The sequence below is a fragment of the Amycolatopsis sp. NBC_00355 genome, from assembly GCF_036104975.1.
Classification (GTDB): domain Bacteria; phylum Actinomycetota; class Actinomycetes; order Mycobacteriales; family Pseudonocardiaceae; genus Amycolatopsis.
Genome location: NZ_CP107982.1, coordinates 3,508,908 through 3,522,748 on the forward strand (window position 1 = coordinate 3,508,908; position 13,841 = coordinate 3,522,748).

Sequence of the window (13,841 nt, forward strand, 5' to 3'; positions counted from 1 at the left end):
TTGCAAGGCTAAACAAACAAGATGACCGGGAAGTGGTGCCCGCCACCGCGCGGCACCGGGAACGGGGCTCTTGGGATGCTGTGCCGATGACGGACACCCCGGCGCGGCTGCTCGGCCTGCTTTCGCTGCTCCAGATCCCGCGGGAGTGGCCGGGCAGCGAACTGGCCGAGCGGCTCGGGGTCAGCCCGCGCACGATCCGCCGGGACGTCGAGCGGTTGCGCGAGCTCGGCTACCCGGTCGAGGCCAGCCGCGGGGTCATGGGTGGCTACCGGCTGATCGCCGGCACCGCGATGCCGCCCCTCGTGCTCGACGACGACGAAGCCGTCGCGATCGCCGTGGGCCTGCGGACCGCCGCGGGCCAGGCCGTCGACGGCATCGAGGAGGCGTCCGTGCGGGCGCTGGCCAAGCTCGAGCAGATCCTGCCCGCGCGGCTGCGCCGCCGGGTGGGAACGATCGGCACGGCGACCGTCGCCGTGCCGGCCACCGGTCCCGTGGTCGATCCCGCGCAGCTGACCGTGTTCGCCGGCGCGATCACCAACCACGAGACGGTCCGCTTCCGCTACCGCGCGGGTGACGGGACCGAATCCCGGCGCCGGGCCGAGCCACTCCGGCTGGTCGCCACCGGACGGCGCTGGTACCTGGTCGCCTTCGACCTCGACCGGGACGACTGGCGGGTCTTCCGCGCCGACCGGGTCCACGCCGCCGAAGCGACCGGCGGGCGCAGTGCCCCGCGCCGGCCGCCCGCGACGGACCTGGCGGCCTACGTCGTCGAGCGGCTCTACGACCTCGTGCCCACCTACCGGGCGGTGGCCACGCTGGCCGCGCCGGCCGACGAGATCACCCCGCGCCTGGGTACGGCGGCAGGCGAGCTGACGCCGCTGCCGGACGGCGGCTGCCGCTGGCGCAGCCACGGGGACACCCTGGACTGGCTCGCGTTCCGCCTGCTCGGGCTGGGCTGCGCGTTCACGGTCGAAGAACCGCCGGAACTGGTGGCCCATCTGAAGATCCTCGCGGGCCGCGCGCTGGCGGGCACCGGCGGGCGCGACTGATCCGCGGTCGCGCGGACCCGGCTTCTCCGGCACCGGGCTCACTCCCCACCGCCGGTGGGCGGGTAGACAGTTCCGTCCTGCGGGTCGTAGAGGACCATCCGGTACCGCTCGGCCAGCTCCTGGACGTACCCCACGACGGTGTCGGGAGCGGACCAGCTCAGCGACATGACCACGCCGTCACCGGCGACGGTCAAGCCGCTGGACCACGGACAGCTGCCGAGTTCCGCGGCCGGTACGTCGGCCAGGTCCGGGTAGCGGGCCGTCAGCTCCCGGTGGAACGCGACGGCCTGGGGGTGCACCGGGATCACCACCGGTTCGGGGGACGTCAGAGCGGCGTACTTGAGGGCCGCTTCTTCGGCGACCGTGGACTCGCGCCACACGGCGAGATCGAAACTCATCAGGACAAACTCCGTTGGGTGCGGGGAAACGGACGGCTACGGTGGCGGGCCGGACCGGTGCGTGCCGGACCGGCCCGCCCCGTGCTCAGTCCGGTTCACCCCCGTCCAGGTCCACGCGTCTGCTCGGCGGCACGGGCAGGTAGCAGCCCGGGTGTTCCGGGTCGCAGCCCACGCGCGGCAGCCGGGCGCGGATACCGCCGGCGGTGCGCTCGAAGTACGCCGCGATCTCCGCGACGCTCTCGCCCGCCACCCACCGGCTCTCCAGCTCCGCGTCCATCTCCTCGTTCCACGGGCGGCCTTGCTGGGCGGGCCGGGCCGCGGATCTTCGCCGCGGCGACCGGCCGGCGCCGGTCGTCGACAGCAGGCCGTCGGCGACCAGGTCGGCCACGGTGGCCGCCACCGCGACGTCCAGGTCGAGGCTGCCCTCGGCGACCGCTTCGCCGCCGGGACCGCCGGCTTCCAAGGTGATCATCACCCTGGTGTTCGGTTCGGCGCGGTCCTCGTCCGTCCTGGTGGCGACCGCGATCTGGTAGATGATCTCCTGTGCCCGGATCTCGGTCCGGCGCTCTTCGATGATCGACATGCCGCGAAGCTAGCGCGCACCCCCGACAATTTTCGGCCACGCGCTGCTCACGGCCGACTCCGTTCCGAAATTGTCGGACCCCTCCCCTAGCGTCCTCGTCGACCACACCACGTCATCGGGAGGCCACGATGAGACACCTGCGGACAAGACGCTGCCCCGGTCCGGACGAGCCGGGCCGGGGCAGCGGGCGGTGCCGGGGCAGCGGGCGGTGCCGTTTTCGCTCAGAAGTGCAGCAGCCGGGCCAAGGTGCTCTGCTTCTCCTGGGCCGCCTTCGCGGAGCTGTCCGACTTCTGCGCGGCGGCGCCGTCGGGCACCGGCGCCGGAACCGGGCTGCACTGGACGTCGGAGTGGTTGCCGGGCTGGCGCTTCGGCAGCTTGCCGGTCGCCAGGTAGTCGGCGATCTTGTCGTCCACACAGGACACCCCGGACAGCGAACCGGCGTGCGTGGTGCCGCCCGGCGCGCTGATCAGGCTCGAGTTCGGGAACCGCTTGCGAACCTCGAGGCTGCCGGCGTACGGCGTCGCGGCGTCGAGCTCCTCGCTGATGAGGAGCGCCCCGGCGACCTTGCTGCCGTTGATGTCGACGGGCTTGCCCGCCTTCGCCGGCCAGTACACGCAGGGCGAGTTGAACCAGGCGTTGCCCCAGGTCTCGAACGGGGCCTTGGCGTAGGTCAGCCAGTTGTCGAACCGCCACTTGTTCCAGTTCGTCGGCCACTGGACGTCGGTGCACTGGACACCCAGGTAGACCGCGAAACCGTTGTCGTCCCCGGGCGGGTTCGAGTTGTCGTACAGCGACTTGAGCGTCTGCCAGTCACCGCGGTGGACGTAGCCGTCGAACGCCTGGGCCATGTCGACCCAGCCGAAGACGTAGTAACCGGCCTGCAGGAAGACGTCGGTCCACTCGTCACCGCCGATCACCCCGCCGGCCGGGTTCTTGGCGAGCTTGCGCTGGGTGTCATACCAGAGCTTCTCCACCGCGGCGCCGGTCTTGCCCAGGTGGTAGACGCTGTCGTAGGACGCCAGCCAGTCGAAGTAGATCTTGATGTTCTTGTCGAACGCGACGTCCTGGTCGAGGTTGGCCTGGTACCAGACCTTCCGCGGGTCGACGTTGCCGTCGAGCACCATCCGGCGGACGTTCTTCGGGTACATCGTGCTGTACACCTGGCCGAGGTAGGTGCCGTAGGAGAAGCCGTAGTAGTTGATCTGCTTCTCGCCCAGCGCCTTGCGCAGGCTGTCCATGTCCTGCGCGACGTCGGTCGTCTTCAGGTGGTCGAGGATCGCGCCGTTCTTGCGGCACGCCTGCGCGTACCCCTTCGAGCGGTCGAGCCAGGTCTTCTCCAGCTTCGGCGTGGTCGGCACGTACGCTGGCCGGTTGTAGCTGAAGTAGTTCCCGTCGCAGCTGATCGCGGGCTTGCTGGACCCGACACCCCGCGGATCGAAGCCGATCCAGTCGTAGTTGTCACCGGCGTGGTTCGGCACGTACTTGCCGAGCACCGAGAGCCCGAGGCCGGACCCGCCGGGGCCGCCCGGGTTCACCAGCATGATCCCCTGGGACTGCGCGGTCTTGTGCTTGATCCGCGACACGGCGACGAAGACCTTCGCCCCGCCCGGCGCGGCGTAGTCCATCGGCACTTCGAGGAAGCCGCATTCGCCACCCGCGGCCTTGAGACTCGCCGAGTCGCACGGCCCCCAGGCGATCGGCGCGGGGCTGAACTGCACCCCGGGGTCCGCCGACGCGGCGGGCGCGGCGGCCATCAGCCCGGCCGCGAGACCCACGGCGGCGACAGCGGCAACGATTCTTTTCACAGTCGTCCTTTTCGTCCGCATTCGACAGAGTTCGCCAGATTTCGACGAAACTACCGGCAATCCTGGACAATCTCGCTGACCGCCACGACTTCCGCCATCCGCCTTTCGTCGGTACCTGCCCCGATCCGCGCGCGCCCGGAACCGTCGGTGGCCCTCGGTACGCTCCGGGCGACCGGGGACGACGGGAGGGTGGATGACCGCGGACGAACGGCTGGTCAAGGCGGTCCGCTCGGGGCTGGCCGAGCTGGGCGATCCGGCGAAGGCACCCGTGATGCGGGCGTACATGAAGTCGGCGATGCCGTATCGCGGAGTGGCCAAACCGGAGCGGAGCGTGCTCCTCAACCGCGTCCTCGCCGACCACATACTGCCCGATCGAGTGACATATTCGGCGACGGTGCTGGCGTTGTGGCGAGCAGCGGAATTCCGGGAGGAGCGTTACGCGGCGGTCGATCTTTCCGGATACCGCGCGTACCGGCGGTGGCAGGATCCCGGGCTGATCCCGATGTACGAGGAAATGATCGTCACCGGGGCCTGGTGGGACCACGTCGACGAGCTGGCGATCCGGCGGGTGGGCCCGATCCTGCGGTCGGCCCGGGGCGAGGTCACGCCGATCCTGCTGCGCTGGGCGGCCGACCCCGACCTCTGGCGGCGGCGCACGGCGATCATCTGCCAGGTCGGCGCGAAGCAGGACACCGACGCCGACCTGCTCACCCGGGCGATCGAACCCGCGATCGCCGAGACGGAGTTCTTCCTGCGCAAGGGAATCGGCTGGGCCCTGCGGGACTACACGAAGACGGCACCGGACTGGGTGCGGTCCTTCGTGGACGATCACCCCGGCCTGTCGGGGCTGTCCCGCCGGGAGGCGCTCAAGCACCTCGGGTGATCGGTTCCGACGTCGAGCGTGAAGCTGCGGCACGCACGAGCGGCCGGCGTGCTTGGACGATCGGGTGGCGCACTCGGGCGGACGGGTGGCGTACTCGGAAGGTCGGCTCACGTATCTGGAGCGTCGCGCCGCGTACCCGGTCGGTCGGCTCGCGCACCCGGACGGTCGGGCCGTGTACGTGGGAAGTCGGTTCGCGTGCCCGGTGGGTCGGCTCACGTACTTGGACGGCCGGCTCGCGTACCTGGAACGTCGGCTCACGTACCTGGACGGTCGGGCCGCGCACCTGGAGCACAGGCTCACGCACCTGGAGCGTCGGGTCACCTGTTCGGCTTGGCGCTTGGCGGGACGCCGTGATGCTCGGGCTGCGCCAGGTCGTCGACGTTTTGCTTCGGCTGGTTGCCGTCGTCCGGTCGGCGTGGGCCGGACGCGAAAGAGGGGCCGGTTTCCCGGCCCCTCTTCGGACAGAACAGCTAGCGCAGGGTGGCTTCGAACCTTTCGCCCGCCGCGGCGACCGCGGCGTCGCGGGCCTTGGTCGCCTCGTCGACGGTCAGCGTCCGGTCCGGGGCGCGGAAGCGCAGCTTGTAGGCCAGCGACTTCTTGCCTTCGCCGACCTGCTCGCCCGCGTACGCGTCGAACAGCGTGATGTCCTCGAGCAGCTCGCCCGCCCCGGAACGCAGCACCGCGGCGAGGTCGGCGGACGGGACGTCCGCGTTCGCGACCAAAGCGACGTCGAGCAGGACCGGCGGGTAGCCGGACACGCTCGGCGCCGGCCGGGAGTCCGGCAGCGGGATCGCGTCGAGGTCGAGCTCCATCGCCACGGTGCGCGGCGGCAGGCCGAGCGCCTCGACGACCTTGGGGTGCAGTTCGCCCGCGTGACCGACCGGCCAGTCGCCGACCCGCAGCTGGGCGCAGCGGCCCGGGTGCCACGGCGGCAGGTCGGTGGCCTGCGTGGTGAGCTCGACCCCGGCGGCCTCGGCGATCGTCCGGGCGGCCTGCACTGCGTCGGCCCAGTTCGCCTGCTCGCCCTTGCCCCACCAGCCGGCGCGGTGGCGCTGACCGGCGAGCACGACGGCGACATGCAGCGGCTGCTTCGGCACGGCCTCTTCGAGAACGGCCAGTTCCTCGTCGGTCGGGCGGCGGTCGACGCCCAGCACCGGCATCTTCAGCGGGTTCGGCGAGGGGAGCACGACCTGGCCGACGTGGAACAGCGCCACGTCCTTCATCCCGCGCGAAACGTTGCGCTGCAGCGTGTCGAGCAGGCCCGGCAGCAGCGTGGTGGCCAGCTTGTTGCGCTCGGCCTCCAGCGGGTTGCGCACCAGCACGGCGTTGCGGCGGACGTCGTCCTCCGGGAGCCCGAAGGCGTCCCACACCGCGTCGCCGACGAACGGGAACGGCCGCACCTCGACGTACCCGGCCTCGGCCAGGGCTCGCGCGACGCTGCGGACGCGCCGCTGGCCGTCGGACAGGCCGCGGCCGGCCGGGGCGGCGGGCAGCGTCGACGGGATGCTGTCGTAGCCCTCGAGCCGCAGCACCTCTTCGACGAGGTCGGCAGGCTGGCGCAGGTCGCCGCGCCAGCTCGGCGGGATCGCCGTGACGAGGCCGGTGCCGTCGTCGCCCGTGCTGACCGTGACCTTGCAGCCGATCTGGCTGAGCCGGCGGACGGTCACGCCGCGCTGGTAGTTCACGCCCGCGATCTTGTCGGGCAGGTTGATCGGCATCCGGACCGGCGGGTTCGGCTCGACCGTGCCCTCGTCGGTGCGGCCGGGGCGGATGGCGGCGTCGCCGTATTGGCGCAGCAGCCGGGCCGCCAGCTCGACCGCCGGCCCGCACAGCTGCGGGTCGGTGAACCGCTCGAACCGCTTGGCCGCCTCGGAGAACAGCTTGTGGCGCCGGGCCGTGCGGCTGATCGAAGCCGGGTTCCAGTGCGCCGCTTCGAGCAGCACGTCCGTGCTCTCCGGCGTGATCTCGGTGCTGGCGCCCCCCATGGTGCCGGCCAGCGAGATGACGCCGCTGTCGTCGGCGATGACCACGTCGTCCGGGTCGAGCGTGCGCTCGACGTCGTCCAGCGTGGTCAGTTTCTCGCCCGGCTTCGCCTTGCGCACCACCAGGTCGCCCTGGATGGCCTTGGTGGCGAACGCGTGCAGCGGGTGCCCGAGCTCGAGCATCACGTAGTTGGTGACGTCGACGGCCAGGGAGATGGACCGGATGCCGGCCAGCATCAGCCGGCGCCGCATCCACCACGGGGTCGGCGCGGTCGAGTCCAGGCCGGTGACCCGGCGCAGCACGAACCGCGGGCAGCCTTCGGGGTCTTCGACGTGGACCGGCCACGCGTCACCCTCGGCCACCGGGACCTCCAGCAGTGCCGGGTCGCCGAAAGGCACGTCGAGGGCGTTCGACAGCTCACGGGCCAGGCCGCGGACCGACAGCGCGTAGCCGCGGTCCGGGGTCGGCGCGAGCTCGATCACCGTGTCGTTCAGGGCGAGCAGCTCCTGGCCGTCGTCGCCCGGGCTCGCGGTGCCCGGCGGCAGCACCAGGATGCCGGTGTGGTCTTCCCCGAGGCCGAGCTCGCGCGCCGAGCAGATCATGCCGTCACTGATGCGGCCGTAGGTCTTGCGGGAGGCGATGGCGAAGTCGCCCGGCAGCACTGCGCCGGGCAGCGCGACGACGACCAGATCACCTTCGGTGAAGTTGCGCGCGCCGCAGATGATGCCGCGGGTCTTGATGCCGTGCGGGCCCTCGTCGAACTCGCCGTCTTCGTCCTCGTCTTCGTCCTCGTCGTCCTGCTCTTCGAGCTCGTCGGACTCGTCGGCGACCTCGCCGACGTCGACGCGGCAGAAGCGGACCGGCTTCTTGAACTCGGTCAGTTCCTCGATCTCGGCCACCCGGCCGACGACCAGCGGACCGGTGACCGGCCCGAGCTCGCGGAGGTCGTCGACCTCGATCCCGATCCGGATGAACGCGTCGGCCAGGTCCTGCGGCGTGATCTCCTCGCCCACGTCGAGGTGTTCGGTCAGCCAGCTGACTGGGACTCGCACTACGCCTCCGTTCCGAAGGGAAGGGTGAAGCGGACGTCGCCTTCCACCATGTCGCGCATGTCCGGGATCCCGTTGCGGAACTGCAGGGTGCGCTCGATGCCCATGCCGAAGGCGAAGCCCGAGTACACCTCGGGGTCGACGCCGCAGGCGCGCAGGACGTTGGGGTTGACCATGCCGCAGCCGCCCCACTCGACCCAGCCGGGACCGCCCTTCTTCTCCTCGAACCAGACGTCCACCTCGGCGGACGGCTCGGTGAACGGGAAGAAGTGCGGGCGCAGCCGGGTCTTGGAGTGCTCGCCGAACATCGCGCGGGCGAAGGCGTCCAGCGTGCCCTTGAGGTGCGCCATGGTGATGCCCTTGTCCACCGCGAGGCCCTCGACCTGGGTGAACACCGGGGTGTGGGTCGAGTCGAGCTCGTCGGTGCGGTACGTCCGGCCGGGGCACACGACGTACACGGGCAGGTCGCGGTGCAGCAGGGTGCGGGCCTGGACGGGCGAGGTGTGCGTGCGCAGCACCAGGCCGGAGTCCTCCTCGCCGACGTAGAAGGTGTCCTGCAGCTGACGCGCGGGGTGGTCCTTGCCGAAGTTCAGCGCGTCGAAGTTGAACCACTCGGCTTCGAGCTCGGGGCCTTCGGCGACCTCGTAACCCATCGCGATGAACGCGTCGGCGACACGCTCGGAGACGGTGGTGATCGGGTGCCGGGCACCGCGCGGGACGCGGTCCCACGGGAGGGTGACGTCGACGGCTTCTTCGCGCAGCACGCGCTCGTCGCGCTCCACCTGGAGCTCGGCGCGGCGGGTGTCGAAGGCCGCCTGGACCGCCTGGCGGGCCTCGTTGACGCGCTTGCCGGCTTCGGCTTTCTCCTGCTTGGGCAGGGCGCCGATCTCGCGGCGCGCCAGCAGCAGCGGCGAGTGGTCACCGAGATGCGCGGGCTTGACCTCGGCCAGCGCATCGAGCCCGGTCGCGGCGGCGAACGCCGCTTCGGCGGCCTTGACGGCCTCCTGCAGCGTCTCGGGGGCGAGAACCGCGCCGCCCTGGGCTTCCTTCTCCTTGGCTCCGGACATAACTCCTCGGCGTCCGCTGGGACTGGTCGTTCGTGCTCCGCCGGACAACGCGGCGCACGAGAGGTCAAAGGCAAGAAAAGTCTATGGGATCGGGTCAGGGCGCCCTTGGTCGCCCTCGGGCGGCGCCGGTCCGTGCCCGGGTGCGGGCCTGACAGGACTGAACGCTGACCAGGTCAGAAGGCGCGGATTACGGTCGCGCGGGACGAAACCGCTGGTCGGCGCGTCAGCGGGACCGGGCGAGGGGACGTCGGCGTGATCGAGCACGAAGATCCCGCGAAGGGTGACGGAGAGACTGACGCCCGCCCACGCAAATGGCACCAAACGTCGCGCGCTGGCTGGCTGGCTGGCTGGCTGGCTGGCTGGCTGGCTGGCTGGCTGGCTGGCTGGCTGGCTGGCTGGGACGAGGATGCCGGCCCTCAGCTCGAGCGGTGGGCCGCCATCGCGCTCGTGTACACGCAGACCGCGGCCGCCGTGGCCAGGTTGAGGCTCTCCGCTTTGCCGTACAGCGGGATGCGGACCGCCAGGTCCGCCTCGGCCAGGACCGCTTCCGAGAGGCCGTGGGCCTCGTTGCCGAACACCCAGGCCGTCGGCTCGGTCAAGTCCACCCGATCGAGTTCCGCGTCGGCGTAGCCGTGGGCCGCGAACGTGCGCAGGCCCGCCGCCGAACACGCCTTCAGCGCGGCGGAGACGTCCCGGACCCGGGTGATCGGGAGGTGGAACAGGCTGCCCGCGGCCGCTCGGACGCACTTGCCGTTGTGGGGGTCGACCGTGTCGCCCGCCAGGACGACCGCGTCGGCGCCCGCCGCGTCCGCCACGCGGATCACCGTGCCCGCGTTGCCCGGGTCGGCGACGTCCACCAGCACCACCACCAGGCGGGCGGCCGGGGTCACGGCCGTCTCGAGTGGACGGTCGAGGAGCGCGCAGACCGCCACAATGCCTTGGGGTGTCACGGTTTCGGACAGGCCGTCGGCGGCGCGGTCGGTGATCGGCGAGACCGGGACGCCGGCCGCGCGGGCGGCGTCGACCAGGTTCGCGTGCTGGGCGGCCGCGCGAGGCGTCACGAACAGCTCGTGCACCGTTCCGTTCGCCAGGGCGGCTTCGACCGCGTTGGCGCCCTCGGCCAGGAACCGGCCGGTCTTGTCCCGGTCCGCGCGCCGGGTCAGCTTGCGCGCAGCAACGACCCGGGGGGTCCGTTCGGTGAACGGATCCACCCCGGGTCGGGGAAAGCTGCCGGTCAGGCCGACTTCGCTTCGGTGTTCACGTTGGCCTTGGCGAGCTCGGCCAGCGCGGTGAAGGCGACGGCGTCGTTGACGGCGAGGTCCGCGAGGATCTTGCGGTCGACCTCGACACCCGCGGCCTTGATGCCCTGGATGAACCGGTTGTAGGTCACACCGTTCTCGCGGGCGGCCGCGTTGATGCGGGTGACCCACAGGCGACGGAAGTCACCCTTGCGGGCACGACGGTCCCGGTAGGCGTAGTTCAGCGAGTGAAGCGTCTGCTCCTTGGCCTTGCGGTACAGCCGCGAACGCTGGCCGCGGTAGCCGCTGGCCAGTTCGAGAGTTGCGCGACGCTTCTTCTGGGCGTTGACCGCCCGCTTGACGCGTGCCACGGGTCCATCCTGTCGATCTCAGGGGGCGACGGGGCGCCCCGGGTGGTTAGAGCAAGTTCGGGTCAGCGGCCGAGGAGGCGCTTGACGCGACCGGTGTCGGGCTTGGCGATCTCGGTGGTGCCCTCGAGCCGGCGCGTGAGGCGGTTGGACTTCTTCTCCATCAGGTGCCGACGGCCGGCCTTCTGACGACGCAGCTTGCCCGTGCCCGTGACGCGGACGCGCTTGGACGTCCCGCTGTGGGTCTTCATCTTCGGCATTTCGAGTCCTCTTTCGTGCGGCGGCTCACCGGAGACTCCGGTGAGCCGCTGACATGTGCTGGTCGGCGCCTTACGCCTCGGGGACCGATTCGGGAACCGGCTCGACCTTGGCCTTCGGCTTCACGTTCTTGTGCGGGGCCAGCACCATGATCATGTTGCGACCGTCCTGCTTGGCCGACGACTCGACGAAGCCGAGCTCCGTGACGTCTTCGGCGAGCTTCTGCAGCAGCCGGTAGCCGAGCTCCGGCCGGGACTGCTCGCGGCCGCGGAACATGATCGTGACCTTGACCTTGTTGCCCGCCGCCAGGAAGCGCGACACGTGACCCTTCTTGGTCTCGTAGTCGTGCTGGTCGATCTTGGGGCGCAGCTTCTGTTCCTTGATGACGGTCAGCTGCTGGTTGCGACGCGACTCGCGGGCCTTCTGCGCGCTCTCGTACTTGAACTTGCCGAAGTCCATGAGCTTGCACACGGGCGGGCGGGCTTGCGGCGCGACCTCGACGAGGTCGAGATCGTTCTCTTGCGCCAGGCGCAGCGCATCTTCGATCCGGACGATGCCGACCTGTTCACCGGCGGGTCCGACGAGTCGGACCTCCGGCACCCGGATTCGGTCGTTGATGCGTGTCTCGGAGCTGATGGGGCCTCCTTGGTCCGAGGAATGTTTCCTGTTCTCGTTTCGACCTGGTGCCCACATAGCGAAGGCCCCGACACCGATGAGGTGTGCGGGGCCCACTCTGTTTCCGATCGCATCCGGCCGCTAAGCCGGGTACTTCACCCTGGACTTGCAGTCCGGGCGAGACCGGACCCGGACACCTGAACGGTGACGCGGGTGGGAGCGGGGCTCCACTTGCCGCCCCCGATCACTCGGAAGCTGGTCGCAGGTGGAAGAGTACCAGACGTGTCTGATCAACCCTCCGAACAGCCCCCCTATTCCCCCGAAGCGCGCCACCTCGAGGACATCCCCAGCGTGGAGGTGATCAGCCGCGCGGCCGTCATGCTGCTGTCAGCCGGCGCCGAACGCCTCGGTCTCGCCGACGCCGACCCGGCGACGTCCCCACACCGCGACCTCGACGAGGCGCGCCGCCTGATCACCGCGCTGGCCGGCCTCATCACGGCGTCCGCCGAGTACCTCGGCCTGCACGCCGGCCCGTTGCGCGACGGCCTGCAGTCCCTCCAGAAGGCCTTCCGCGAAGCCTCGGCTGTGCCCGACGCCCCCGGTCAGGGGCCCGGCGAAAAGTACACCGGCCCCGTCTACTGACACAGATCCCCGGGCGGCCCCCGCCCAACCCAGCCCCCGCCCTCTCCGGGGGGCGTCCCCAGTCCAGTTTACCGGGGGCGCCCGACGGGACCCGGAAAAGGCGGTGGCCCGGGCTCGGTTGTCCACATCACGGCGTGCCTGTGGACGGCTTCGGCTCGGCGCCGGTGACGAAGACGATCTCGGCGCCCACCGCATGGACACACTCGACTCGGCCGAAGTCCTTGCCGGACGAACCTCGTGACATCTAACATGTTAGATGTGAGTCTCTCGAAGGTCACTCGCCCGCTGCTGCGCGACGAGGCGTACGACCGCATCCGCCACGCGATCGTCGACGGTTCGCTGCCGCCCGGCGCCCCGCTCCGGGACGCCGATCTCGCCGAGCAGCTCGGCCTGTCGAAAGCCCCCATCCGCCAGGCCCTGCTGCGACTGGCCGACGACGGTCTCGTCGACTCCAAGCCGCAGAGTTACACGCGCGTCTCCGAGGTGATGTCGCCCGACGTCACCGACGCTCGCGAGATCGTCCGGCTGCTGCACGAGTTCGCCGTCCGCCAGGCCGTGCCGAAGGTCGGCCGGGAAGACGTCGCCGCGATGCGCGCGGCCAACGACCGCTTCGCCGCGGCGATCGAGGCCGGCGACATCGCGGCGGCCGTCCGAGCGGACGACGAGCTGCACGACGTCCCGGTCCGGCTGGCCGGGAACGCGGCCGTGGCCGCCACCCTCGACCGCTACACACCACTGCTGCGCCGCCTCGAACACGCGCGGTTCAGCTCGGCGCTCGCCTGGAACTCGGTGGACCGCCACACGCGGCTCATCGACGCCCTGGAAAAGCGCGACACCGACACGGCGGTCTCCGTGATCTCGACCATCTGGACCGACCTGCTGGAGGACCGATGACCCTGGCCGACTTCCCGCGTTTCCCGCTGCTCTTCGGCCCGTCGCCGGTGCACCCCCTGGAACGGCTCACCGGCCACCTCGGCGGTGCGAAGGTCTGGGCCAAGCGCGAAGACGTCAACTCCGGGCTCGCGTACGGCGGCAACAAGACGCGCAAGCTGGAGTACCTCGTCGCCGACGCCCTGGAAGAAGGCGCTGACACGCTCGTTTCGATCGGCGGCGTCCAGTCCAACCACACCCGGCAGGTCGCGGCCGCCGCGGCGCGTGCCGGGCTGAAGGCCGTGCTGGTGCAGGAAAGCTGGGTCGACTGGCACGACCCGCTCTACGACAAGGTCGGCAACATCCAGCTCTCGCGGCTCCTCGGCGCGGACGTCCGGCTGGTCGACGCCGGCTTCGGCATCGGGTTCAAGCAGGCGTGGGAGGACGCCGTCGCGGAGATCGAGGCCGGCGGCGGGAAGCCGTACGCCATCCCGGCCGGTGCGTCGGACCACCGCCTCGGCGGGCTCGGCTTCGCGAACTGGATCGTCGAACTCGAAGCGCAGGAAGAAGAACTGGGTGTCTTCTTCGACACGGTGATCGTCTGCTCGGTCACCGGCAGCACCCAGGGCGGGATGGTCGCCGGGGCCGCGCTGAGCGGCAAACCGCGGCGCATCCTGGGCATCGACGCCTCCGCCAAGCCGGACGAGACCCGCGAGCAGGTCACGCGCATCGCGCGGAACACCGCGGAGCTGATCGGCGCCGGCGAGATCGCGGACGTCGAGCTGGACGACCGGTACCACGCCGGGATCTACGGCATCCCCGACCAGTCCACTGTGGACGCGATCGAGACCTGCGCCCGGCTGGAGGGGATGATCACCGACCCGGTCTACGAAGGAAAATCCATGGCGGGACTCCTCGACCTGGTCGGCCGGGGTGAAATCGGAAGAGGCTCGAACGTGCTCTACGCCCACCTCGGCGGGCAGCCCGCGATCAACGGCTACACGAGCGTCCTGGGCTGATCCCCCCGGGGCCG

The 13,841-nt window shown here is 70.8% G+C and carries 14 protein-coding genes; 5 read left to right on the plus strand and 9 right to left on the minus strand.

What is annotated here, in order from left to right:
• Positions 1 to 86 precede the first annotated feature (86 nt).
• Positions 87 to 1,049 (plus strand): helix-turn-helix transcriptional regulator, encoded by a 963-nt coding sequence (locus OHS18_RS15010; RefSeq protein ID WP_328617466.1) that lies wholly within the window; start codon positions 87 to 89, stop codon positions 1,047 to 1,049.
• Between the two features lie 38 nt (positions 1,050 to 1,087).
• On the opposite strand, the gene OHS18_RS15015 is transcribed toward OHS18_RS15010, so the two are convergent.
• From OHS18_RS15015 to OHS18_RS15025, 3 genes are all read right to left on the minus strand, one after another.
• Positions 1,088 to 1,447: a hypothetical protein gene (locus OHS18_RS15015; protein ID WP_328452296.1), complete on the minus strand. Its 360-nt coding sequence runs from the start codon at positions 1,445 to 1,447 to the stop codon at positions 1,088 to 1,090.
• An 85-nt stretch (positions 1,448 to 1,532) separates the two neighbouring features.
• Positions 1,533 to 2,030, minus strand: coding sequence for a helix-turn-helix domain containing protein (locus OHS18_RS15020; RefSeq protein WP_328617467.1), 498 nt, complete (start codon positions 2,028 to 2,030; stop codon positions 1,533 to 1,535).
• A 221-nt stretch (positions 2,031 to 2,251) separates the two neighbouring features.
• Positions 2,252 to 3,835 carry an alpha/beta hydrolase gene (locus OHS18_RS15025; protein ID WP_328617468.1) on the minus strand — a complete coding sequence of 528 codons (1,584 nt, stop codon included), beginning with the start codon at positions 3,833 to 3,835 and terminating at the stop codon, positions 2,252 to 2,254.
• 193 nt (positions 3,836 to 4,028) lie between these two features.
• Between OHS18_RS15025 and OHS18_RS15030 the strand changes: the two genes are divergently transcribed.
• On the plus strand, positions 4,029 to 4,718 hold the full coding sequence (locus OHS18_RS15030; protein ID WP_328617469.1) for a DNA alkylation repair protein: 690 nt from the start codon (positions 4,029 to 4,031) through the stop codon (positions 4,716 to 4,718).
• A gap of 470 nt (positions 4,719 to 5,188) precedes the next feature.
• Here the strand turns inward: OHS18_RS15030 and pheT are convergent, their stop codons facing one another.
• The 6 genes from pheT to infC all read right to left on the minus strand — a co-directional run bounded on the left by pheT (position 5,189) and on the right by infC (position 11,374).
• Positions 5,189 to 7,753, minus strand: a complete 2,565-nt coding sequence (gene pheT / locus OHS18_RS15035; protein WP_328452286.1) for a phenylalanine--tRNA ligase subunit beta — start codon at positions 7,751 to 7,753, stop codon at positions 5,189 to 5,191.
• The gene (pheS, locus tag OHS18_RS15040) at positions 7,753 to 8,817 is read right to left on the minus strand and encodes a phenylalanine--tRNA ligase subunit alpha (RefSeq protein WP_328617470.1); all 1,065 of its coding nucleotides are present in this window, start codon (positions 8,815 to 8,817) and stop codon (positions 7,753 to 7,755) included. The genes pheT and pheS overlap by 1 nt, the downstream gene beginning before the upstream one ends.
• 416 nt (positions 8,818 to 9,233) lie before the next feature.
• A complete protein-coding gene (locus OHS18_RS15045) occupies positions 9,234 to 10,028 on the minus strand; it encodes a TrmH family RNA methyltransferase (protein WP_328617471.1) in 795 nt (264 codons plus the stop codon).
• Between the two features lie 23 nt (positions 10,029 to 10,051).
• On the minus strand, positions 10,052 to 10,426 hold the full coding sequence (rplT, locus tag OHS18_RS15050) for a 50S ribosomal protein L20 (protein ID WP_247054033.1): 375 nt from the start codon (positions 10,424 to 10,426) through the stop codon (positions 10,052 to 10,054).
• Between the two features lie 62 nt (positions 10,427 to 10,488).
• On the minus strand, positions 10,489 to 10,683 hold the full coding sequence (gene rpmI, locus OHS18_RS15055; RefSeq protein WP_247054035.1) for a 50S ribosomal protein L35: 195 nt from the start codon (positions 10,681 to 10,683) through the stop codon (positions 10,489 to 10,491).
• Positions 10,684 to 10,753: 70 nt separating this feature from the next.
• Positions 10,754 to 11,374, minus strand: a complete 621-nt coding sequence (infC, locus tag OHS18_RS15060; RefSeq protein ID WP_247064421.1) for a translation initiation factor IF-3 — start codon at positions 11,372 to 11,374, stop codon at positions 10,754 to 10,756.
• A gap of 204 nt (positions 11,375 to 11,578) precedes the next feature.
• Between infC and OHS18_RS15065 the strand changes: the two genes are divergently transcribed.
• The 3 genes from OHS18_RS15065 (at position 11,579) to OHS18_RS15075 (ending at position 13,827) form a co-directional block, all read left to right on the plus strand.
• Positions 11,579 to 11,938, plus strand: coding sequence for a DUF1844 domain-containing protein (locus tag OHS18_RS15065; RefSeq protein WP_328452279.1), 360 nt, complete (start codon positions 11,579 to 11,581; stop codon positions 11,936 to 11,938).
• A gap of 249 nt (positions 11,939 to 12,187) precedes the next feature.
• Positions 12,188 to 12,832: a GntR family transcriptional regulator gene (locus tag OHS18_RS15070; protein ID WP_328617472.1), complete on the plus strand. Its 645-nt coding sequence runs from the start codon at positions 12,188 to 12,190 to the stop codon at positions 12,830 to 12,832.
• The gene (locus tag OHS18_RS15075) at positions 12,829 to 13,827 is read left to right on the plus strand and encodes a 1-aminocyclopropane-1-carboxylate deaminase (RefSeq protein ID WP_328617473.1); all 999 of its coding nucleotides are present in this window, start codon (positions 12,829 to 12,831) and stop codon (positions 13,825 to 13,827) included. Before OHS18_RS15070 ends, OHS18_RS15075 begins: the two co-directional genes overlap by 4 nt.
• The last annotated feature ends 14 nt before the right edge of the window (positions 13,828 to 13,841 follow it).